At 44.9% G+C, this 23,594-nt stretch carries 23 protein-coding genes; 4 read left to right on the top strand and 19 right to left on the bottom strand.

Translation table 11 applies throughout. The features are described 5' to 3' along the window. Positions 1-106: 106 nt before the first annotated feature. The 19 genes from CI597_RS10645 to CI597_RS10555 all read right to left on the bottom strand — a co-directional run bounded on the left by CI597_RS10645 (position 107) and on the right by CI597_RS10555 (position 18,396). Positions 107-916, bottom strand: a complete 810-nt coding sequence (locus CI597_RS10645) for a LytTR family transcriptional regulator (protein ID WP_024729127.1) — start codon at positions 914-916, stop codon at positions 107-109. A 124-nt stretch (positions 917-1,040) separates the two neighbouring features. Next, positions 1,041-2,393 (bottom strand): MATE family efflux transporter, encoded by a 1,353-nt coding sequence (locus CI597_RS10640; RefSeq protein WP_034550583.1) that lies wholly within the window; start codon positions 2,391-2,393, stop codon positions 1,041-1,043. A gap of 73 nt (positions 2,394-2,466) precedes the next feature. Next, positions 2,467-3,159, bottom strand: a complete 693-nt coding sequence (gene rplA, locus CI597_RS10635; protein ID WP_024729125.1) for a 50S ribosomal protein L1 — start codon at positions 3,157-3,159, stop codon at positions 2,467-2,469. A 180-nt stretch (positions 3,160-3,339) separates the two neighbouring features. Continuing rightward, positions 3,340-3,765, bottom strand: coding sequence for a 50S ribosomal protein L11 (rplK, locus tag CI597_RS10630; RefSeq protein WP_006568184.1), 426 nt, complete (start codon positions 3,763-3,765; stop codon positions 3,340-3,342). A gap of 77 nt (positions 3,766-3,842) precedes the next feature. After that, the gene (gene nusG, locus CI597_RS10625) at positions 3,843-4,391 is read right to left on the bottom strand and encodes a transcription termination/antitermination protein NusG (RefSeq protein WP_024729124.1); all 549 of its coding nucleotides are present in this window, start codon (positions 4,389-4,391) and stop codon (positions 3,843-3,845) included. 15 nt (positions 4,392-4,406) lie between these two features. Further along, positions 4,407-4,604, bottom strand: a complete 198-nt coding sequence (secE, locus tag CI597_RS10620; RefSeq protein WP_024729123.1) for a preprotein translocase subunit SecE — start codon at positions 4,602-4,604, stop codon at positions 4,407-4,409. 27 nt (positions 4,605-4,631) lie between these two features. After that, positions 4,632-4,796, bottom strand: coding sequence for a 50S ribosomal protein L33 (rpmG, locus tag CI597_RS10615; protein WP_207727542.1), 165 nt, complete (start codon positions 4,794-4,796; stop codon positions 4,632-4,634). Between the two features lie 96 nt (positions 4,797-4,892). Next, the gene (gene nrdG / locus CI597_RS10610; RefSeq protein WP_024729122.1) at positions 4,893-5,384 is read right to left on the bottom strand and encodes an anaerobic ribonucleoside-triphosphate reductase activating protein; all 492 of its coding nucleotides are present in this window, start codon (positions 5,382-5,384) and stop codon (positions 4,893-4,895) included. A 31-nt stretch (positions 5,385-5,415) separates the two neighbouring features. Next, complete coding sequence (nrdD, locus tag CI597_RS10605; protein ID WP_024729121.1) at positions 5,416-7,536, bottom strand: anaerobic ribonucleoside-triphosphate reductase; 2,121 nt, start codon at positions 7,534-7,536, stop codon at positions 5,416-5,418. Between the two features lie 207 nt (positions 7,537-7,743). Continuing rightward, on the bottom strand, positions 7,744-8,277 hold the full coding sequence (locus CI597_RS10600) for a hypothetical protein (RefSeq protein ID WP_024729120.1): 534 nt from the start codon (positions 8,275-8,277) through the stop codon (positions 7,744-7,746). Further along, the gene (locus CI597_RS10595; protein WP_024729119.1) at positions 8,258-9,316 is read right to left on the bottom strand and encodes a GerAB/ArcD/ProY family transporter; all 1,059 of its coding nucleotides are present in this window, start codon (positions 9,314-9,316) and stop codon (positions 8,258-8,260) included. The genes CI597_RS10600 and CI597_RS10595 overlap by 20 nt, the downstream gene beginning before the upstream one ends. After that, positions 9,297-10,820 carry a spore germination protein gene (locus tag CI597_RS10590; RefSeq protein ID WP_024729118.1) on the bottom strand — a complete coding sequence of 508 codons (1,524 nt, stop codon included), beginning with the start codon at positions 10,818-10,820 and terminating at the stop codon, positions 9,297-9,299. The genes CI597_RS10595 and CI597_RS10590 overlap by 20 nt, the downstream gene beginning before the upstream one ends. A gap of 85 nt (positions 10,821-10,905) precedes the next feature. Next, entirely contained in the window at positions 10,906-11,586 is a 681-nt protein-coding gene (locus CI597_RS10585) for a GntR family transcriptional regulator (RefSeq protein WP_024729117.1), read from the bottom strand. Positions 11,587-11,602: 16 nt separating this feature from the next. Continuing rightward, positions 11,603-12,475, bottom strand: coding sequence for a 4-(cytidine 5'-diphospho)-2-C-methyl-D-erythritol kinase (gene ispE, locus CI597_RS10580; RefSeq protein WP_024729116.1), 873 nt, complete (start codon positions 12,473-12,475; stop codon positions 11,603-11,605). Positions 12,476-12,564: 89 nt separating this feature from the next. Next, positions 12,565-14,124, bottom strand: a complete 1,560-nt coding sequence (locus tag CI597_RS10575; RefSeq protein WP_024729115.1) for a DUF3794 and LysM peptidoglycan-binding domain-containing protein — start codon at positions 14,122-14,124, stop codon at positions 12,565-12,567. A gap of 89 nt (positions 14,125-14,213) precedes the next feature. Beyond that, positions 14,214-14,459 carry a Veg family protein gene (locus CI597_RS10570; RefSeq protein WP_024729114.1) on the bottom strand — a complete coding sequence of 82 codons (246 nt, stop codon included), beginning with the start codon at positions 14,457-14,459 and terminating at the stop codon, positions 14,214-14,216. Between the two features lie 113 nt (positions 14,460-14,572). Beyond that, entirely contained in the window at positions 14,573-16,564 is a 1,992-nt protein-coding gene (ftsH, locus tag CI597_RS10565) for an ATP-dependent zinc metalloprotease FtsH (protein WP_034550578.1), read from the bottom strand. Between the two features lie 69 nt (positions 16,565-16,633). Beyond that, entirely contained in the window at positions 16,634-17,035 is a 402-nt protein-coding gene (locus CI597_RS10560; RefSeq protein ID WP_024729112.1) for a protease complex subunit PrcB family protein, read from the bottom strand. 56 nt (positions 17,036-17,091) lie between these two features. After that, positions 17,092-18,396, bottom strand: coding sequence for a pyrimidine-nucleoside phosphorylase (locus CI597_RS10555; protein WP_024729111.1), 1,305 nt, complete (start codon positions 18,394-18,396; stop codon positions 17,092-17,094). 157 nt (positions 18,397-18,553) lie between these two features. On the opposite strand from CI597_RS10555, the gene rbr reads away from it, so the two are divergent. The 4 genes from rbr to CI597_RS10535 all read left to right on the top strand — a co-directional run bounded on the left by rbr (position 18,554) and on the right by CI597_RS10535 (position 23,573). Further along, positions 18,554-19,093, top strand: a complete 540-nt coding sequence (gene rbr / locus CI597_RS10550; RefSeq protein WP_024729110.1) for a rubrerythrin — start codon at positions 18,554-18,556, stop codon at positions 19,091-19,093. Positions 19,094-19,244: 151 nt separating this feature from the next. Further along, complete coding sequence (locus CI597_RS10545; protein ID WP_034550574.1) at positions 19,245-19,847, top strand: TetR/AcrR family transcriptional regulator; 603 nt, start codon at positions 19,245-19,247, stop codon at positions 19,845-19,847. A 5-nt stretch (positions 19,848-19,852) separates the two neighbouring features. After that, a complete protein-coding gene (locus tag CI597_RS10540) occupies positions 19,853-22,420 on the top strand; it encodes a PEP/pyruvate-binding domain-containing protein (protein WP_024729109.1) in 2,568 nt (855 codons plus the stop codon). Beyond that, positions 22,413-23,573 carry an MFS transporter gene (locus CI597_RS10535; RefSeq protein ID WP_024729108.1) on the top strand — a complete coding sequence of 387 codons (1,161 nt, stop codon included), beginning with the start codon at positions 22,413-22,415 and terminating at the stop codon, positions 23,571-23,573. Before CI597_RS10540 ends, CI597_RS10535 begins: the two co-directional genes overlap by 8 nt. The last annotated feature ends 21 nt before the right edge of the window (positions 23,574-23,594 follow it).

Below are 23,594 nucleotides of genomic sequence, written 5' to 3'. Positions count from 1 at the left end.
ACCCTGCAGTTTTGTTACAATGCTTATCTTTTACTATATCGGGGTTTTGTTGTATTTTCAATCATATTCTGCCAATGACTGCTCAGGACAAGTCAATAACCAAATATTATATATAAATTTCGTTTTGTCTCTGGTTCACTGCGCGCAGAACCTTTTCTTTGATCTCCCTGTATTTTTTCTCAGGAATCGGAAGCTCAATTCCCTGGCTGATCGCCAGCTGGTATCTCTTAATTCCGGTAATATATCTGCTGTTGACAATAAAACTTCTGTGCGTTTTTATGAAACCTTCTCCGACTTTTTTCTCCAGATCGGATATAGATTCCCTGGACAGAATATCCCTGTTCAGACAATGGATCACACTGTCTGTATTTTCTGCTTCTATATATACAATGTCTTTATTCCTTATAACATAAGTCAGATCATGTTTCCCGTAGGCAATAAGGCGGCTCCGATTTTGGCTGAGCAGTTTTTTAACATATTCATATGTCTCTGTTCCCATCGAATGAGAAAAACGTTCATTATTTTTCTGGGATTCAATCGGATTTGATACATGAAAATGAAGCAGCTTAAACTTCTGCCCCTCTGTCTTCCATATAAGAGTAATGCGCTGAACTGCACCTAATATTTCACCCCTTCCCTGTGAAGCGGCAACCTTCATACACCCTGCTACAATAAAAATCTCATCACTGTTTGCAACTACCTGAAATTCTTTTTTAAGAATATCACATCTGGGCACATCAAAATTTTTAATGTATTCACAAACCTGTTCATAGCCTTTGATACACTGTCCGTCCGCGGCTCCGATCCACGTTACATCCGGATGAAGTTTTTGGATTAAATTATTCGAATCCTGATGATAAAAGCTTTCAATTACTTGCCTGGTTAATTCTTCTGCCTGATGATAAATTGAGATCATATCCAGTCCTCCTTTACGTTTCCGCGGAAGCATTACTCCCGCACACTTAAGTCAATCGCCTGTATTCTCTCTTTTCCATTATATCACATTGATCATTTTATTAAGTCCCCGGTCTTTTTACTGCTCATATGTATTTTTTCTGTGCCCGTTTCCCGAACCACACCGACACGCTGGTCCCTATCACCCATCCGATGGGCCAGGCAGCCCATATTCCTGCAGCACCAAACGGAACTGACAGCACATAGGAAAGGGATACCCTCGCGATCAGATCGGCAAATGTGGAAGCCATAAATCCTTTCATTTCACTCATGCCCCGGAGCATTCCGTCGCAGACAAATTTTACACTGACCAGCGCAAAGAACGGAGCATTGATCCTCAGAAAATCAACCCCCACTCCCATGCTCCTGACTGCCTCTGCAGAGTTTCCGGAAAGAAACAGCCCCATTGCCTGACGGCTGAAGACCAGACAGAGAACAGAAAATACTGCGGCCATAGCCACAATAATTTTAATCCCGGCATTTGTGCCTTCCTTTGTTCTCTCCCATTTCCCGGCGCCAGCATTCTGAGCTGTAAAGCTTGAAACTGCGTTGCCGATAGTTCCAAGTACCGAAAGGATAAAGATCTGTATTTTAAATCCTCCCGAATAGCCTGCCACGACCACAGACCCAAAGCTGTTGATCCGTCCCTGCACAAACAGCTGTCCCACCGATACAAAAGACTGCTGCATAATGCTTGGAACCGCGATCCATGTCATTTTTTTTAGAAGAAGAGGACTGAATCTCTGATAGTTTCCGGCCTGTATTTTGGCATTCTTTTTAAATACCGTCACCACGGCCAGAACAGAGGCAATACCCTGGGCTATAAAGGTAGCCCATGCAACTCCTGCGACACCCATGGAAAACGTGGTGACAAACAGCACATCCAGAATGATGTTCAGCACCGATGAAAAGATTAAAAAGATCAGCGGTGTGATAGAGTCACCCAGCGCTGTAAAGATTGCATTTGCCCCGTTATAAAGCATCAGGAACAAGATGCCCATGATATAAATCCTCAGATACAGGGCCGAATCTTCAAATATATCGGACGGGGTGGACATGGCACTCATCATCCACCTGCATCCCACCAGCCCCAGCACCGTCAAAATAACACTCATGATCACGATCGTGATCACCGCCGTGGAAATACAACTTTTTACTCTTTTATATTTTTTGGCTCCGAAAAAGCCGGATATGACAACATTAATTCCCATGCCGGTCCCCACGGCTATGGCAATAAAGATGACTGTAATAGGCTGAGACGCGCCTACTGCTCCCAGTGCATTGACTCCAATGAACCGGCCGGCCACAATGCTGTCCACAACACTGTACACCTGCTGAAATATCATACTGAGAATCATAGGGAGCGCAAATTTTCCGATGACTTCAAATGGTTTCCCTACCGTTAAATCCTTCATATTTTCCTCTCTTTTTGCACGCATGGCACACAATTTACTGCATTCAAAAACCCCTCTATAAATTTAGAGGGGTTTGTCATAACTTTAACTATTTTATTTAAGCAAACTTGCCTGTGTCAATTTTAACTCCAGGTCCCATTGTAGAAGTGATTGTCACATTCTTAAAATACTGACCTTTTGCTGCTGACGGTTTTGCTTTGATAATAGCATCTATTAACGTCTGGAAGTTGTCCGCTAACTGTTCTTCTGTAAAAGAAGCCTTACCTACCGGTACATGAATGATATTGTTCTTGTCCAGTCTGTATTCGATCTTACCTGCTTTGATATCTTCGATCGCTTTTGTAACGTCCATTGTTACAGTGCCGGCTTTCGGGTTCGGCATTAATCCTTTTGGTCCAAGATCACGACCTAAACGTCCCACGATACCCATCATATCCGGTGTTGCAACTACTACGTCAAAGTCAAACCAGTTTTCTTTCTGGATCTTAGGAATCAGTTCTTCTGCTCCTACATACTCTGCTCCTGCTGCCTTTGCTTCTTCTGCTTTTGCATCTTTCGCAAATACAAGAACACGAACTTTTTTACCGGTACCATGAGGCAGTACGACTGCTCCACGGATCTGCTGATCTGCCTGACGGCCGTCTACTCCGAGACGGAGATGTGCTTCGATCGTCTCATCAAATTTGGCATTCGCTGCTTTTTTTACTACAGATACTGCTTCCTTCACGTCGTACAGTTTCGTTCTGTCAACTAATTTGGCAGCCTCTGCATATCTTTTTCCTTTTTTCATTCTAAAAATACCTCCTGTGGTCATATCGGGAGCAACCCTCCCACTTTCTAAATTTAAGGAAGTTACACTCGACTAAGCGTTCAGGCTTCGTCTTCGACTCGCCTTCACTGAGTCTCGGTAACGGCTTTCACACTAAATTCGGCCTGCGCCTCTGGCTTGCCCTCATTAAGTGTTTAATGCCTATTCCTCCACTTCGATTCCCATGCTTCTTGCTGTTCCTGCAATCATGCTCATTGCAGCTTCGATAGATGCAGCGTTTAAGTCTTTCATCTTTGTCTCAGCAATCTGCTGTAAATCTGCTTTGGATACTGTTGCGACTTTCTTTCTGTTCGGCTCTCCGGACCCGGACTGGATCTTGCAGGCTTTCTTTAATAAAACTGCTGCCGGAGGAGTCTTTGTCACAAAACTGAAACTTCTGTCCTGATATACTGTGATCACAACAGGAATGAGCAGGTCTCCCTGATCTGCAGTCTTTGCATTAAATTCCTTTGTGAACTGTACGATATTTACACCGTGCTGACCAAGTGCAGGTCCTACCGGCGGTGCTGGTGTTGCCTTTCCTGCCGGAATCTGAAGTTTAATATATCCTTCTACTTTCTTTGCCATAATCGTTAACCTCCTGATGATTGTGGTAATTACGGGAGATATCCCTCCCACCTTGTTACGTGCAGAGGTTTTGTCATTTACTCTGCTTTTTTGATATCTAAGAAATCAATCTCTACTGATGTGGCACGTCCAAACATCTCCACCTCGATGGTCACTGTCTGTTTGTGCTCATTTACTACGGTAACTGCACTTGTCGTACCTTCCCAAGCACCGGAAGTAACAACAATGATATCACCTACTTCAACATCAATATCAATTTTTTCCTTCTTAGGCGTTTCTTCGTTTGTACCGCCCACGTTGATTCCCAATGGCTTCATCTCAGCCGGTGTCAATGGGACCGGTTTGGAGCCAGGGCCTACGAATCCTGTCACACCTCTGGTGTTTCTGACAACATACCATGTATCGTCGTTCATCACCATGTGGATCAGCACGTATCCTGGGAACATCTTCTTGGAAACCTGTTTTTTCACACCATTCTTCAGTTCCGTTACGTCCTGAAGCGGTACCCGGACTTCTAAAATCTGATCTTGAAGCTTACGGTTCTCGATCGTCTTTTCGATATTTGCTTTTACTTTATTCTCATATCCGGAATAGGTATGAACTACATACCAATTTGTTTCTGCCATATGCTCTCCTTACCTTTACCCTACTAACATCTTGATTCCATATTGAAGTCCCAAATCCAGAACAGCAATAATCATACCAATGATAATAGCACACACGACCACAACGCCGGTTTCTTTGGCAATGCGTTCTTTAGAAGGCCAGATGATTCTTCCGAATTCTGATTTCAATTCTCTGAACCAGCTGGTTTTGCTTGATTTGCTGGTATTCTTCATGTTCTCACTTCCTTAAATAAACGTGCATTACTTAGTTTCTTTGTGTAATGTGTGTCTTTTACAGAACTTGCAGTATTTCTTTGTTTCCATACGTTCCGGATGTGTTTTCTTATCCTTCATCATATCGTAATTACGCTGCTTACATTCTGTACATTCTAATGTGATTTTTGTGCGCACAACTTCCACCTCCATTGTTTTTAAAATAAGGCATAAAAAAAAGACCTCTTCCAACGCTAAAGTCTAGCTTACACATTGTATCATGGAAGAGGCAGGCCGTCAAGCCTTGTTTTATCTTATGTACAGCACTTTTTTCATTTGTTCCAGCGACTTTTTCACATCGATCACCTTCTGGTTGGAACTTCCCCTCCATTTGAGGGCAGTGTCCTTTAAGTCTTCCTCAAAACGACCGTCCACCAGAACATCTGTATTTTTTACGGCATCCAGAGTACAGACTTCATCCCACAGAAAACCGGTATACATCCATATGGTCTTTTCCGGAAACTTTTCTCTGACCTCTTTGACCAGCTGTTCTACCGGCTCCCGGTTCTCAGGGTGCAGAGGATCTCCTCCGCTTAACGTCAGACCGCTGATATAATTTTTACTGAGCTCTTCAAACAGTTCTTCTTTTGCCGCCCGGTCAAACTCCAATCCGCCATGGATATCCCAGGTGACCGGATTGTGGCAGTTTTTGCACTGATGGGTACATCCTGACAGCCATAAGACAACTCTTAAACCGTCCCCATTCAGCATATCGTCCTTTGTAATGTTGTGATACCTCATACTTCCCACCTCTATGCTAATATCATCCTTTCTACATCGACTTCCGGTCGGCGATCTCCGCCATCTTTGCGTCATTGAGCCTCGTGTCTCCCTTGACTCTGGAATAAGACAGATAACCGTTCATGCGGTCGATCTTGGTCAGATTCCTGCTTCCGCAGACCGGACACACATCCATTTCCAGCTCCTCATGCCCGCAGTCGTCACAGTATGACAGGGATAGATTCACCCCTTCATAGTAACCCAGGTCCATGGCACGCCTTACCAGCGTCCGTATAGCGTCTTTATTGTAGCTGATCGGATACTTCACGTACTGGATCTTTCCGCCGTTGCATTTTTCCCAGAAACGTCCCTCTAAGTTCTGTTTCTCGATCGGCGTCAGATCTTCGGATACATGGCAGTGAAAAGAGTTGCTCACATATTCCCGGTCAGAGACATTTTCGATCACACCGTACTTTTTTCTGAACTGTTTCACCTGAAGTCCGCAGAGGTTTTCTGCCGGTGTTCCATAGATCGCATACAAATGCCCGTCTTCTTTCTTAAACTTAGTCACCTCACTGTTGATGTACTCAAGGACTTCCAGTGCAAATGCGCCGTCCTGAGCAATGGATTTTTTGTTGTGCAGCTGCTGAAGTTCATTGAGCGCCGTGATCCCAAAAGATGCTGTGGCAGACTCAAGCAGCGGCTTGATCTTGTCGTGAAGTCCCAGATGTCCTCCCAGGAAGCCTCCCTCACAGTATGCCAGAGGATTTGTGGATGCCTTCATCTCTCCCAGATAATCGTAGGTCCTTCTGTGGAGCTCCCTGATCAGATTCAGATAATAGTCCAGCACTTCATAGAAGTCACGGCTTTCCTGCTTTGCCTTTGCATAGATCATCGGCAGATGCAGACTTACCGCCCCGATGTTAAAACGGCCCACAAAAACCGGCTTGTCCTGCTCGTCCAGAGGCTCTGCCCCTCCCTTTTCATACCAGGGAGATAAAAATGCTCGGCAGCCCATAGGGCTTACGATCTTTCCATATCTTTTATACATGTCCGGGACATATCCGTCCCCTGTAAGGCTCAGCCAGTCGGGATACATCGTCTTGCTGGAACAGCGGATGCCCGCTTCAAACACATCCTCCAGTTCTCCGCCGGGTCCATGGAGATTTTCATCGTAGAGAAATACGATCTTTGGAAACAGCACCGGTTTTTTATGTCCTTCTTTTCCCTGTCCTCTTCTCCTGACATCCAGCATCGTAATCGTTGCCATCTTTGCAAACCGGCCTGTGCCGGTTCCTGCGGTCACTGTGATAAAAGGATAGTCTCCGCGGCTGGAAGAAACACTGTTAAACTTATATTCAAGCCCCTGGAATCCCTGACAGAATTCTTTCTGCACATCCTTGAGGGACTCGGTCTCTGCCCGCTCTCTGGAAAGGCCGAGGGCTTCATACTTTTCAATGCCTTTTTCATAAGACTTCTCGGCATACGGTTCCAGGATCAGTTCAATATTCGGCACCGTAAATCCGCCATACTGCTGGCTGGCCGCGCTCAGCACGATGTCTCCTATGACGTCAAAGGCCACATCCAGTGTCTTTGGTTCATTGTACCAGAGATTCCCCATCTCAAAGCCGCCTTTTAACACGGCCTCCACATCAAACAGACAGCAGTTCATCGTATCTCTTCTGGCTGACATATCATGAATATAAATGTACCCGTCCCGGCAGGCCTGAATCTCTTCTGTCGTTAAAAAAAACTTCTGATACAGAGACTTGTTCAGCTCATTAAAGATGAGACTCCGCTTCGTTGACACAAGGGCGCTGTCTGTATTGCTGTTCTCTTTGTCTCCTATGTACATGATGGACTGGCTTTTCTTATACACATCATCCAGCATTTCCACAAAATCCTGTTTATAATTCCGGTAGTCCCGGTAGCTTTTGGCCACGTCGGGATTTACCCTCTCCAGAGCCCCTTCCACCACATTGTGCATCTCCGTAATATGTACTTCCGCCTTATTAAGCTCGTCCACTCTCCCATTGACAAACCGGCAGATCTCATCAAGCTCATCTTCCGTAAATTTCACAAGGGCACGGTAGGCGGATTTATTTACCGCCGTCACCACCTTCTGAATATTAAAATCCTCTGTTGTTCCGTCCTTTTTTACTACCCGTATCATACTCTCTCCTCCCTGACTGTTCCCAGAGCATCGTCCTGCCTGCGGCATATCCCGCTGAAAGCAGGAGACACCGCAGGCAGGGGACTCATCGCTATTTTCTCAATCAAATTACTATATATTGTTTGATATGATCTTTTATTCTACTATATCTTGTGTGAATGTATCCATCTTACCATCTCATCCGATACAAGTCAAGGCTGATTTTTTTCACTTTCTGCCGTAAATCCTGCCAAGGCTCAGATCCTTGGGCTTTTTCACTTTCGGAGAACTTTCAATGCCTTTGGCCATGTATTCACCAAAGGAGACAGGCAGCTCCTTCTCGATCGAAAAAAGCTCTTTTAACTGTTTTTTACTTTTAAGAATCAGTACGGATTTTGCGATTTCCGAATGATTTAAAAGCTCCTCTATCATAGTATCATCAATCTGTCCGTTGGTAAATACAATCACCTTTAAATGCCCGAAGTTTAATTTTTTCGGCTGGGTTCGCTCAAAACTTTGGTTTGTCTCATTAAAAGACCTGCCTGAATAAACCACAGACTTGGACGGCACGTTCGTTCCCTGGTTGTCCTGAGCCTTGGAAAAATCTGCACAGGAATAATCGATCAGATATCCGTTCTCTGTCTTTTCGATGCCCATTGCCAAAACATAGCTGCTGTCCTCGATGTCCCCGGCTTCTTTGCAGCCCGTAAGTGCCGCTGCTGTGACTGCGGCCATCAAAAGGCTAATGATGATCTTTTTCATGGGTGCCTCCTCTCCGTTCCAGCCAAAACAAAACTGCCGGAATTAAAATGCCCAGCAATAGATTTGCAAAAAGGAACACAGAAATATAATTTTCCCAAAGACGGATCATAGGGATCAGAAATCCAGTGGTCAAAAACAGTCCGCCGTAAGAAATCCACCTGCCCCATTTCTTTTTCCCCGGAAATGTGTTTTCAAAACTCCAGTTTCCATAAAACAGGTATCCGCTCAGCACACAAAAAACTCCAACGATCCAGAATGCGATCAGGAAAATGTCCAGCCTTGCCATGATCCCTCCCGGCATGGCTACATTCTGGGCCATGGAGATCACCGGAAACGGGTCTCTCCTGATCATCCGAAGACCCAGGCTTCCCGCCGTGGCGGCAAACACTCCTGCCGATAAAATGATAATTCCAAGCAGCGTCCTCTTATTTATTCCCTTTTCCTTCATATGCCCCTGATAAAACCACACCAGTTCCATAGGATGAAACAGTGCGAGCACATACAGCCCGCCCATCGCCAGATTCTCCGGTTCAAACTTCCGGATCAGGAAGGGTTTCATAGAAAATTCCGTGGTACTGAGAAGAAGGATAAAAATAAACGGGATCAGGATAAACCAGAACAGCCCTTCCATGACTCTCGCTCTGTCGTCCAGCCCCTCCCCGTTCATCCGGAAAGCCAGAAAAATGATCGGCAGTCCGATCCAGTAAATATTCATATACGGCAGAAGGAACACCCTGGCTAAGATCAGCATATATGCATAAAAAAATGCGGCGTTTATAAAAAATCTCACATAATAGAGAAAGGAAATCACCCGGTGCTTTTTTAATACCTCTTCCATGGTCAGACTGCCTTCTGCTTTTTGTACAAGCCACGGATAGCAGGCCGCGGCAAGGGCCCCAAGGAGCACCGTATAAAGCCCTGTTTCACCGGATTTCAAGGCAGATGCCTGGGGAAGGAACATGCCCACTCCGCAGAAGGTTTCCAGAAGAAAGATCCTGCTTCCCTGCTTTTTAGAAATTTCAAGATTCGCCGTCCACATGATGTTTCCTCCTTCCCTGGCGTTTTTTCGCCCCGTCCTTTGTAAACCATGGCCTGAAAATCATACGCCTGATAGGCAGGCGCACCATATAATCCTCCCAGGGGTCCGTTTCTTCCACCGTGGCTGATACGGTCGGAAACAGATACGGGATTCCATAGCTCTGAAGCTTCATCAAATGGATTGCAATCGCAAGGAATCCGAGAAAGAATCCATAAAGACCCCATATGGCACAGACGATCATAATAGAAAATCTCAGCAGCCGGAATACCCCCGAAAAGCTTTCATTTGGTATAGAAAACGATGCGATGGCTGTAAAGGCTACAACAATTACCACGATCGTGCTGACAATATTGGCATCCACCGCTGCCTGTCCTATGATCAGCCCTCCTACAATGCCTATGGTGCCGCCCAGCTGTCCCGGAAGGCGGATACCCGCTTCCCTTAAAAGTTCAAACGCAAGTTCCAAAAGCAGAACTTCCACGACGACAGGGAAAGGCACTCCCTCCCTGGCCGACACAATGGACAGCATAAACGGTGTGGGAAGAATCTCCGGATGATAATTTGCAATGGAAATATAAAATCCCGGCAGCCCGATGGCAATAAAAGAAGAAATATATCGAAGGATTCTGGCAAATGTGGCTACTTCCCACCGATTATAGTAGTCATCACTGGCCTGAAAAAAAATGTTCAGCGTCACCGGCAGCACAATGACCTCCGGAGAATTGTCCACCACGAGCACAACTCTTCCCTCCATGAGCCCGCTTGCCGCCTTGTCCGGCCTCTGAGTCAGCTGGTACTGGGGAAACGGAGATTTGCTGTCCTGCTCCATGAGCTGTTCCAGCATTCCGCTGTCAAAAATTCCGTCAATATTCAGTTCATCCAACTGTTTTTTTATCTCCTTTACTACCTCATCTTTGGCCAGATCCTCGATATACATAAGCGCTACATCTGTTTTGCTCCTTGTTCCGATCCTGAGCTGGACAACCTTCATTCTCGTATCCCTGACCCGTCTTCGGATCAGTGCCGTGTTGGTCCTGAGACTTTCATTAAAGCTGTCCTTCGGACCGATCATTGCTACTTCCCTGTCGGCTTCCTGCACTCCTCTGGTAGGGAAAAACTTGCTGGATATAAAAATCCCCTGATCAAGCCCGTCAAAAAACAGTACCGTATCTCCTGATAAAACGGCCGTGACAACTTCATCCATTGTCGTAACCATTTTCCGGTCTGCACTCTCAATCACCCAGGAGGTCACAGACTCTTTCAGAGGGTGAAGAGGGTCTGTGAGGAGAGGTTCCAGTACATTTTCCTGGATCATGTCGGCTTTGGCAAGACCGTCCGTGTAGATCACATACATTCCTGTGTGTTTTTTCTTCCCAACGTAAAACTTCTTTTTTACAATATCATTGCAGTCTGAAAATACCGCTTCGAGATATGCAATATTCTGCTCCAGATCCTTTGATATTTTACCTTTCATTTTGTGATTTTTATCATGAAATCGATCCATTTTTTCACACCACCTTTGAAAGTAGTATGAGCAAAAAAAAGAACTCTATGCGCACGCACAGAGTTCTGTCTGAAAGTCCACGGACCTATTTTTCTTCTTCCTGAATCTTTTTGATTACCGTCTCTTCCTGATTGTCGATATGACGTTTCATGATCTCTTTCGCTCTCTCTTTGTTGCCTGCGAACATGGCTTCCACCAGTTCCTCGTGTTCTTTGAGAAGAACCGCATGATATGCCGTATCCTTGACATATTCCAGACGGTAGCGGTAAATCTGTTCTCTCAGATTGTTAATGATCTGGATCAGCCTCTTGTTCTGAGTCGCCTCGAAGACGGCATCATGAAATTCCACATCACAGTCTGCGATCTTAGGATTGTCATCCGTCTGGATGGCCTCCCGGAAATTGTCGAGGGCTGCCTGAATCTTCTCTCTGGAACTTTCATCCAGGCGCTCCGTGGCAAGTCCTGCTGCCAGTTCTTCCAGAGAACTTCTCACTTCCAGGACATCTCTTAAATCTTTTTCCGTGATGCGGGCTACTTCCGCGCCCTTTCTCGGGATCATGACTACCAGACCCTCAAGCTCCAGCTTCCTTATGGCTTCCCTGACCGGGGTACGGCTGACTCCGAGACGGTTTGCCAGCGCGATCTCCATCAAACGCTCTCCGGGCACAAACTCTCCGGTGATGATCGCCTGTCTGAGTGTATTGAACACCACATCCCTCAGCGGCAGATATTCATTGACATTTACTTTTAATTTATCACTGCTCATCTTTCGTTCCCTCCAATTATGATTCTCTATTGACCGGCGCCACCACATAGGCCTGCTTCACATCTTCAAAGGATCTTAGATTGGAAAGGGCTCTCTGTGCCTTTTCCTGTGAAGCAAAGATTCCAAAGACCGTCGGTCCGCTCCCGCTCATGAGTGCATTCTCGGCTCCCTGTTTAAGCAGGAACTCTTTGATCTCATCGATCACGGGATATCTTGGTATGGTGACTGTTTCAAGAACATTTTCCATCCTTCCTGTGATCCCCTTCAAATCCTGATTTTCAATGGCAGATATCATTCCTGTGATGTCCGGGTGTGAGGAAAGCCCCGGCACGTCCAGATTCTCATACACAGTTTTCGTGGATACACTGATCCCCGGCTTGGCAATCAGTATATGGCAGTCCGACACAGGGGGCAACTTTGTAAGTTTTTCTCCGATCCCTTCGGCCAGTGCAGTTCCTCCTATGACACAATAAGGCACATCCGCTCCCAGCCCGGCTCCGATCTCACACAGTTCCTCTTCCTTAAGTCCCAGTTCAAACAGCTGGTTCATTCCTCTCAGTGCTGCGGCGCAGTCAGAGCTGCCGCCCGCCATGCCTGCGGCGATAGGGATACGCTTTTCCAGATACGCTTCCACGCCGTCTTTGAGCGAATACTTTTTCTTTACGGCTGCGATGGCCTGACAGACAAGATTCTGTTCATTGACCGGAAGAAATCTAAGATTGGCGGAAAGTGTGACGGAATCACCGGAAGTCTTTTTAAGCTCCAGCCGGTCAAAAAGACCCACTGTCTGCATGATCATCCTTACCTCATGATACCCGTCATCTCTCCGCCGTACTACATCCAGCCCTAAATTTACTTTTCCATAAGCTTTCAGAACTACCTTTTTCATCTGTACTCCTCACTGTCTCCTGCCGCTGAAACTTAGTATTGTATACAGAACATTATAATATTGTTCCTATAAAAATGCAATCCTATTTATCAATTCCATTCAATTTCTTTGACTATTAACAGTTTATCACCTGGCTTTACTTCCTCAATGCCTTCATTTTGATCACGGATATCGTCAACGGTAGTAAAATAACGTTTTGCTATGGACCACAGAGTATCCCCGTCCTTCACGATATATCCGACGATTCCCGGGATCTTCTGCAGTTCTTCATAATCCAGAGGCTGCTCAGATACATTTGTCATAATCTTTTCCGCTTTTTTGTGGAAAGAGATGAAGTCAAATATAACATTTGCTTTGATCTCGATCTCATCCCCTTCCGTTGGAGTGGCGCTGATATGATCCAGCATAACATCCAGCTGATAATCGTCCTCTTTCATCAGACCCTTAGCCTCGATAAAGTAAGAAAACGGTTCCATATATGAGCTGCTCATTACCGGGTTCTGGTCCTCGCTGGACAAAAACAGCACATCCGCCATCAGGACACCCTCCACCTGGAGCCCCTGCTCTTTGACTTCCACATCGTCTAAATTGCAGCTTCCTTTGACAGAAAGCACCTGCAAAAGCTTTCCAGGCTCCTGCTCGATGGAAAAACGCTTCGCCATCTTCATGGTAGCCTGATTTTTTCCGATCAGGGATTCAAAAGCAAAGTCTTTATATTCCGGCACCAGAGTCTTCTGCATCGTATAGCAGTCTCCCACGTAAGAAAGCACCTGATCTTCGTAGACTTTAATATCACACTCAAGAGTTGCGTCAACCGATACCACTCTCTCTTCTCCGTCCACATCCGGACGGATCTCCAGCTGATGGTTTCCAAGGGAAATGTGGATCTTGCCGATCATTCCCGGTGCACATTCATAGCACTCCAATTCTGTGTGCAGCGGGATCTCCCACCTGGCATACTGGACCGGAAGCTGTTCATCCTCTCCGAGATATAAAATAAACACATGCATATCACCCTGTATGTCGATGCTGTGGTCTTTTAACTTTCCCTGTACATTCTCAAGCTCCACCTGGCTCCAGAGAATCTCATAGATGTTGGATTTGTTGGCCGGCAGAACCAGCTCCTCTTTCATTCTGGCAATATCCTTTTTATTGACAATCAGGTCTGTCACCTGAACTTCCTTTTTCAGGGAAGATATCCCGTCACCAAGAACATCGATAATGCCTTCCTCTTTAATCTCCTCGTTGACATGGAGGGTCAGGGTCAGAAGAATCCTTATACTCAGTTTCCTGGAATTGATCAGCACTGTGTTGATGTCATCAATGACATAAGAAACTTTCACATAATCTGTCGGCACAGCGCCGTCCATATGTATATACTCCTCAAAAGGGAGAACAAAATCCAGAGACTCTAAATAGGTCCTGGCGTCAATTGTCCCGTACAGACCTGAAAAATGGAATTCTCCTTTGATCCGGATACGGTCCACCATCATCTCTGTCTCCTGCATGATCACCAGCCCTTTGGTCTGGATCATCTTCTCCACATCCGGCTTCGTATCAGGCACATTGCAGTCCTGGTCGATTGTTATTTGTACCTGCTTTCGTTCTTTTGCAACGATTCCATAAAAATCCTTTTTGTTAAAATCCATAAAAAATTCCTCCCTGTCTTGTATATACAAATATATTCAGACAGGAAGGAATCTATTCCTTCAAGATTAAAATTGTATCCGGTACAGTGTCAGCCTTCCAGCAGCATCATCCTGACATCTTTCGTGATCACGTCCTGATAACTGAAACTGACAGTTTTGCTTTTAGTGCTGCTGTCGTCTTCAATCTCTACCAAAAAAATGTTCGGATATGTCTCCGTAATGACTCCCTGTGATGTTACAAACTTGTGTCTACCTTTATTTGAGCTGATCTTGATTTTGCTGCCAATGCGCTTCTGAATTGACTTACGAATGCATTGAATATCCATCTGTGTCATTCTTTCACCCCATTCTATCTATACAGAACTCGTGACACCTTCTGTATACTGTGAACTTTATTGTATCATTATAACCGAATCCTGTCAAATCTATACATGGGATGTCCAGAATGTTACATATCCTGAGAATTTTTTTCCATATCTTCCGACGGCTGTTCCTGTGCAGGCTCATCCTCTGTCGTGGAGCTTGAGGCATCTTCCCTGGAATCTTCCTCTTCCTGTTCAGAATTTTCTTTCTTGGCATTGAAGATTTCCATAAACTCTTTTCCTGTGATCGTCTCTTTCTCGATCAGGAACTGTGCAGCCTCATCCAGTATGTCCATGTTGTCCCGGATCAGGTAAAGCGCTTTTTTATATGCATCTTTCAAAATTCCCATAACCACCTCGTCTACCTTTGCCGCGGTGGATTCCGCACAATTCATAACGGGACGTCCGTCCAGGTAACGGTTGGTAATGGATTCCAGGCCGATCAGGCCGAATTCTTCGGACATACCGTACTGTGTCACCATAGCTCTCGCGATGGCCGTAGCCCGTTCGATGTCATTGGACGCACCGGTTGTCACCGTGTGGAACTTGATCTCCTCGGCCGCACGGCCTCCAAAGAAGGATACCAGGTCTGCCAGCATCTCGTCTTTTTTATTCAGGTACTTCTCTTCCTCCGGCCTCTGCATCGTATATCCGAGGGCTCCCATGGTCCTTGGCACGATGGTGATCTTCTGCACCGGCTCAGACTCCTTCTGGAGAGCCATGACAAGCGCATGTCCCACCTCGTGGTATGCAACGATCTGTTTTTCTTCCTTGCCGAGGATACGGTCTTTCTTTTCTTTTCCGGCGATGACCACTTCCACAGCCTCAAACAGGTCTGACTGAGACACATACTCCCTTCCTGCTTTGACAGCAGCCAGGGCCGCTTCGTTGATCATATTGGCCAGATCCGATCCCACTGCCCCGGATGTAGCCAGGGCGATCTCTTCAAAGTCTACGCTCTCATCCATCTTAACGTCTTTGGAATGGACTTTTAAAGTCTCGATTCTTCCTTTCAGGTCCGGGCGCTCTACGATGACGCGCCTGTCAAAACGTCCCGGGCGCAGAAGTGCTTTATCCAGTACTTCCGGACGGTTGGTAGCAGCCAGAATGACAAGTCCTTTGGAAGTATCAAATCCATCCATTTCAGATAAAAGCTGGTTTAATGTCTGTTCACGCTCATCGTTTCCTCCGCCCTGGATGCCCGTGTCACGGCTTTTTCCGATGGCATCGATTTCGTCTATAAATATAATACACGGAGCCATAGACTGGGCCTGCTTGAACAAGTCACGGACTCTGGACGCACCGACACCAACGAACATCTCCACGAAATCAGAACCGGACAGGGAGAAAAACGGAACATTCGCTTCTCCCGCCACTGCTTTGGCGAGCAAAGTCTTACCGGTACCCGGAGGTCCCACAAGAAGTGCTCCCTTGGGCAGTTTTGCACCGATCTTTAAATACTTGTCAGGGTGATGCAGAAAATCCACCATCTCGGTCAGGGACTCCTTGGCCTCCTGCTGTCCCGCAACGTCGGCAAAGGTGACGCCTGTCTTCTTCTCCACATAGACCTTGGCGTTGGACTTTCCTACGCCCATCATACCGCTCTTTCCGCGCATCATAAACATCAGCAGTCCAAAAATAATGATGGCAGGCAGAATGCTCACGAGAACACTCATGAGAACCTCAGATCCGTCCTTTGCCTTTGCCTGGTAATTTTCGATCCCTGCCTTCTCCAGCCGGTTGACCAGCTGATAATCAGGTACGGGAAGCTGGACTACTTTGTATGTAGTCTTATACAGCGGGTTCTCTGATTCTTTCGGAATAACGGTGATCACATCACTTTCGAACACAACCTTTTTAATTTCTTTTTTCTCGATCATCTTGACAAACTTGCCGTAGGAAATCTCGGTCTCTGTACCGTTTTTCCATTTGCCCACTACAAAGTTGAACAAGACAGCCACTAAAATAGATGTAATCAAAATCGATATGATCATCTGAATGGAATTCTTGTTATTTTTATCCGGTTTCTTCTGTCTATTATCCACGAATGCTTTTCCTCCTTCGATCTTCTCAAGCATTTATAGACTCCATTATATGGTTTCACTGCTTGAAAATCAATAAAACAATTCTAAAGTTTTTGTGACATATCACAAAAATACTACGTCTTTTTCATAATTCTGGCTCTTGATCACGATATATGGATATGAATATCCTTTTTCCTGCTGCCGCTTCGGAACTCCGATCAGGTTCGTGTCAATATAGACATGGCCTTCATCCATGGTCATCTTTTTCACCCGGACCTTATATCCGCTTCCTGTCTGTTTCCCATATCCGATCACATAGTACATTGTCTCTTTCATAGAATACGTAAAATGAAAAACTTTATCCTTCTGTTCATTAATTCGTGCCGCTAATTCTTTCGGCAAATTTTCTTTTTTGCAGACTGCATAGTCTACATTCTCTTTTGCGCCGTGCTTTTCCTGATTTAAGCATCCGACACACAAACAGCAGCTTACAGCCATCATGATAAAAACGATATATCTTTTCATAGTGCGCTCCGTTTTTTTATTAACTTATGAAAAAAGAAGCCCTCTCATGAATTCTTTTAAGAAAGTATCTCTTTGATCAGCGGCCCCGGCTCCTTCATCTCAGACTCAACCGTCACATTTTTCAGAAAATGCTCTTTTGCTTTTGCCAGTTTTTCTTTATCGTTGGCGTATATGACTGCCAGTCCTTCCCCTTTTCTTACTGCCTCTCCTTTTTTCTTCCGGAGCACCAACCCCACAAACGGATCGACCGCGCTTTCCTTCGTTTCTCTTCCTCCGCCCAGCAGGAGAGAACAGACTCCGATCTCCTGTGTGTTAAAAGCAGTGACAAAACCGTTTTTTACAGAGGGGATTTCTTCTATATAATCTGCCTTGCAGAAATTTTCCGGATATTCGATCCATGACGGATCTCCCCCCTGTGCCGTGACAAATTCCGTGAATTTATGCAGCGAGCTTCCGTCCGAGATCTTCTGTTTTAATATCTTTCGTGCCTCCTGCGGTGTTTCCGCTTTCTTTGCCATACAGAGCATCCGGGAGCCAAGCGTCAGCACAAGCTCCGTAAAATCTTCGGGACCTTCTCCCTTAAGTGTATCAATGGCCTCTTTTACCTCCAGCGCGTTGCCGACTGCTCTTCCCAAAGGCTGATCCATATCCGATATGACCGCTGCCATATTTTTTCCGGCAGTTTTCCCGATCCGGATCATAGCCTCCGAAAGCTTCCTGGCATCCTCAAAGTTTTTCATAAAAGCACCGCTGCCGCACTTCACATCCAGCAGTATGGCATCCGCGCCGGCCGCAAGCTTTTTGCTCATAATACTGCTGGCGATCAGCGAGATCTGATCTACGGTTGCCGTCACGTCACGAAGTGCATATAAAAGCTTATCCGCCGGTGCCAGGTCTTTTGTCTGTCCCATGATCGCTATGCCCACAGATGCTACCTGTTCCATAAACCGCTCCTCTGTGAGCGCTGTCTGAAATCCCGGAATGCTTTCCAGTTTATCAATGGTTCCTCCTGTATGTCCCAGTCCTCTTCCCGACATTTTTGCAACAGGAACACCACAGGACGCCGCCAGCGGTCCCAGCGCAAGAGAGGTCTTATCCCCCACTCCTCCGGTGCTGTGTTTATCTGCTTTGATGCCCGGAATCCCTGACAGATCCAGCCGGTCTCCGCTCTCTGCCATGGCCATCGTGAGTTCAAAAGTCTCCTGTGTGTCCATTCCCCTGAAATACACTGCCATCATCATTGCCGACATCTGGTAATCCGGAATTTTTCCATGTAAATAGTTGTCTGTCATCCACCTGATTTCTTCTTTTGCAAGGGAATATCCATCTCTTTTTTTCAAGATCAGATCATACATTCTCATAGGGGCCGCCTCCTTTAAGCATACATTGCGTCCATTAATTGAATATTTTATCCTTATTGTACCATAATAATAACAGAGTATGTATTGACTTATATACTTATATCTGAGACAATAAAACAATAATAATTACTATTATAAAATTAGGAGGTTATGTGAAATGCCAAATTTAAAAGGAACGAAGACAGAACAGAACTTGATGGCTGCATATGCGGGGGAGTCACAGGCACGTACAAAATACGATTTTTATGCAAGCCAGGCAAAAAAGGACGGCTATGTGCAGTTCGGCAATATCTTTGCTGAAACCGCATTGAATGAAAAAGAACATGCAAAAATCTGGTTTAAACTACTGCATGACGGAATGCCTTCAACAGAAGTCAACTTAAAAGATGCTGCTGCGGGAGAAAATTTTGAATGGACGGATATGTATCCGACTTTTGCCAAAGAAGCAAAAGAGGAAGGTTTTGATGAAATCGCAGCCCTGTTTGAGATGGTTGCAGGCATCGAAAAACGCCATGACGAACGCTATCAGCAGCTTACAGAGAATATCGACAAAGGAATTGTTTACAGGAGAGATACAGAACAGGCATGGATCTGTACAAACTGCGGACATGTACATTACGGAACCGAGGCGCCTGAAGTATGTCCGGTCTGTGCACATCCGAAAAAATTCTTCCAGATTCATTCAGAAGACTATTAAAAAGAAACGGAGACAAAAAGCCGCGGCAGACTATGATGTTCTGCCGCGGCTTTTAAGTTAAAAATTAGCCTTGACAAGCGACCATTGGTCGCTATATAATAAAAGCGAAACAAGAAACGACCGATGGTCGCTATGGGGAGGTATCATAAATATGCCAAAAGGAATTATGCTTACACCAGAACAACAAGAAGAACGCCGAGAAGAAATAATCAGTGTTGCTTTGCAGCTCATAGAGAAAAATGGATTCCAAAAAACAACAATGAGGGAAATTGCGATTTTAGCAAACATGGGAAAGTCCAGTCTGTATGATTTTTTCAAAACGAAAGACGAGATTGTTGTATATGCAGTTGAGAAAGAAATAGAAGAAACAATTAAAAAGGTTCATAGGATTATTGCCGATGAATCCTCGCCGGAACAGTGTCTTAGAAAAATCATGCTGAATCATCTTGGAGTACCAAAGCAGTATCGAACGGTGCTGATGTGGTTAAATACAGAATCTGACTATTTAGAAGAAGATTATCGAAAGCGGCTGAAAACTGCGCGTTACGCATATCAGGATATTATAAAATCTGTAATTGAAAATGGAGTGGAATCAGGCGTCTTCCGTAAGACGAATGCCGATCTTATGACGCATTTGTTAATTAACTCCATTATATCAATCATTTACACATCCCGACCATCAGCCAGTCCGGAGAAAATGCTTGATGAAACAATGGATATATTTCTACACGGAATTATGAATGATCGAGGTTAATTATTATGATTTATTATACTCTACCCTTGTTGCATAAACAGGCAACCCTTGAAATGGTCGGCGGAAAAGGTATGTCTTTATCAAAACTTTTGACAGCGGGTATCCCTGTGCCGGAGGGCTTTCATGTTACGACTACTTCATACAAGATTTTTGTTGAAAAGAACCATATTCAGCCTCACATTAATAAGTTGCTGGACGGTATTGACTCTAACAATACCAGCCAGCTTGAAAATGTATCTACGCAGATAGGGATGCTTTTCCATAATGGAGAAATGCCGCAGGAAGTATCAGATGCAATTAAAACCGCATATGCCGGATTGGGAAATATAGCGGTGGCTGTCCGTTCCTCCGCAACCGCCGAGGATTTGCCCGACGCTTCTTTTGCAGGCCAGCAGGAAACCTATCTTAACATACAAGGTGAGAATGAAGTTCTTGACGCTGTAAAGAGGTGCTGGGCTTCCCTATGGACAGCTCGCGCTATTGCTTACCGCATGAAGAATGATATAAAGCAGGAAATTGTCGCACTTGCTGTTGTAGTACAAAAGCTTGCGTTTTCCGATGCGTCCGGCGTTATGTTTACGCTAAACCCCACCAATGGCAGACGTAGCGAAATGATTGTTAACGCCGCGTGGGGACTTGGCGAATCGGTGGTTTCTAGCTTAGTCACCCCTGATACAATCGTTGTAGATAAAAATGCTGAACGAATTGTATCGTATGAAGTAGCAAACAAAGAGATTATGACAGTCCGCAACTCAGATGGAACAGAAGAAATCCCAACTCCTGAACAGTTGAGGAAAAAACATGCTCTTACTCGCAATCAAGTTATGCGATTGACACAGCTTGGAAAAAAAATTGAGAAGTATTATGAAATGCCTATGGATGTAGAGTGGGCACTGGAAAAAGATAAGTTGTATATTGTTCAGGCTCGCCCCATTACTGTCCTACCGCCGGAATGGACGTTACCGGAAAAGGATGTTATATATACAAGAGGCAGTCTAGCGGAACACTTGCCAAATCCTGTTTCGCCCTTATTCGCCACACTTGGGCTTGAAATAGTCAACCGTGCGTCGGCGCTTTTATGGATAGATATGTTTGGTAAAAGTGCGAAAAAGCTACTGCCAGAAAACGGAGCATATACGATTATTAACGGATATGTTTATCTTTCCGCTAATTCAAAGCCTCTTTTGATTGCTGTCAAATCCCTTTCACCCCGATCTTTACGCCGTGCGCTCACGAACAGTGTTGCACGCTGGGAAACAGCACGAAAAGAATTTGAGAATGTGATTAAACAATGGGAAGAAAAGCCCTTGCATATGCTGAATGCTCATCAAATAATGGAGGGGATTCAGACTGTATTTTATGGAGCGTGTATTTATTTCACGAGGATTCAGCTTACATTGCCAGCCGCCTCTATCAGCGAAACATTATTTACAAAATTTTTTCAGGGAGCGGCTCGTCGCGCTGGTATGACAGATACTTCTGTTTTCCTGCTTGGATTTGATACGATTGCTCTGCAAGCCGAAAAGAACCTGTGGAGTCTCTCGGAATGGGTAAAGCAAAATAATACTCTCAACCTTTATCTGCAAAGTAATCCAACAGCAAAGATAGCGGAAAATTTTATGTCCTCAGTTCCGCCTGACGAAGTTTCGCTGGAAGTATGGATAGAATGGAAAAATCGAATCAATCAGTATTTTAAAGAGTTTGGTCGTACCGCTTATGAATTTGATTTTGCATATTCCACACCGCAGGAAACACTTACACCAACCTTTGAATCCATAAAAACCTTTGTAGAAGGCAAAGGTGAAAGTCCTTTTTTACGTCAATCCAAATTTGAAAAGCATAGGAAACAGGCAGAAGAAGAAATTTTACAACGTATAGGTAGCTCACGCAAAAAACTGTTTTTGAAGTTGCTCCATTGGGCGCAGGAAACTGCTCCTATGCGTGAAAATGCTATTTATTTGATGGGAATGGGGCATCCTCTGATTCGCCAGATGTTTCATGAAATTTCAGCACGCCTTATACGTGGCGGAGCTACTTCGCATATAGATGATATTTATTGGCTCACAAAATTGGAATTGGAAAAACTCATAATACAGTTAGACGAAAATATACCTTTATCCGATAGAAGAAATTCGATACTTGAGCGAAAAGCGGAACTCAAAAAGTATCAGGGCTATGTGCCACCAGCTCAGTTACCTGAGAAGAAAGTAAAAAGCATATCACATGCACCACAGAAACAAAAAGATGGAAAAACCGTGTTGAGGGGTATAGGAACCAGTTCTGGTGTCGTGACGGCTCGTGCCTGCGTACTAAATAGTCCGGCAGATTTTAAAAATTTCCAGCCGGGAAGTGTTTTGGTTGCCGTTACTACAACTCCGGCTTGGACACCCTTATTTGCCTCTGCAAGTGGAATTGTAACGGATATTGGAGGTCCTCTCAGTCATTCAAGTATTGTTGCACGGGAATGTGGTATCCCTGCCGTTATGGCGACACACACAGCCACGAGAAGTATTAAAAATGGACAAATGATAACGGTGGACGGCTCGGAGGGGACGGTGACGATTGATGAATAAAAAGCCGATTTTCGCTTTAAAGCTTGCTACTTTGGTGATTGCGTTAGGATATAGCTTAATTCTTCCGGTCATGCCATTTTACATGGAAAATCTAGGTGCTGGCGGTCGTGAGCTTGGATGGCTCACTGCCGTATATGCTCTGGCACAAACAGTATGCGCACCTTTTTGGGGTGCACTGTCCGACCGAATTGGTAGAAAGCCGATTATCAGCATTGGTATTATAGGATATTCCATCAGTTTGTTCCTGTTCGGTTTGGCTTCATCCTTTTGGACACTATTTATAGCTCGCAGTTTATCGGGTATTTTGTCATCTGCTACGTCCGTTGCATCTTTGGCATATGTTGGAGATTCCAGCTCGGAGGAAGAAAGAAGCAAGAATATGAGTCAACTTGGAGCTTCAATGAGCGTTGGCGTAATGATGGGACCATTATTGGGAGGCATTCTTGCAGGCTATTCGCTTGCGCTCCCATTTTTTACAGGAGCTGGCATTTCATTTATTGCCTTTCTGCTAATTCTAACACTTTTGCCAGAGTCAATTGAGCGTTCAGGACAGACGGAAAAAAGAAAACCCTTTGATTTTTCAGACCTGAAAAGTATAATTTTTGGCTCAGCAGGAATGGTTTTGATACTTATTTTCGTCGTGCATTTCTGTCAAACAGGCTTGCAAGGAATTACGGGGCTGTATGTCGTAGATAAGTTTGGATTTTCCACTAAGCAAGTTGGTGTTATTTGGATGGCTCTAGCAGGTATTTTGATTGTAGTACAAGGCTTTTTGACTGGTCCTTTAGCAAAAAAAATTGGTGAGAAGCGACTAATACTGATAGGTATGTTTTGCAAAGCCTTAGTAGCGTTTGCCATGGTATTGACAACTGGGTTTGTTAGTGTGTTGGTGGTTTTTGGCTTATTTGCGGTATCTTCTGCTATTACAGTACCCACATTAAACGCAACCCTTTCAAAAACTGACAATCAGCATAAAGGAACACTGATGGGATTTGCCAGTACCGCCGGAAATCTTAGCAAAGTTATTGCTCCTTTATTAACTGGGTATCTGTATGAAAGCAATATTGAATTACCATATATAACCACGGGAGGGATAGCCTTAATCGGAGTGGTTATCTGCTATATCTGGATAAAAAATCAAAAGAACAAATGATGGAAGAGGACGTTTATATGG

The organism is Anaerostipes hominis (ex Lee et al. 2021) (assembly GCF_002270485.1).
GTDB classification, from domain to species: domain Bacteria; phylum Bacillota; class Clostridia; order Lachnospirales; family Lachnospiraceae; genus Anaerostipes; species Anaerostipes hominis.
Note: the sequence above shows the minus strand (reverse complement) of the source record. Positions and strands in the feature narration are given on the sequence as shown.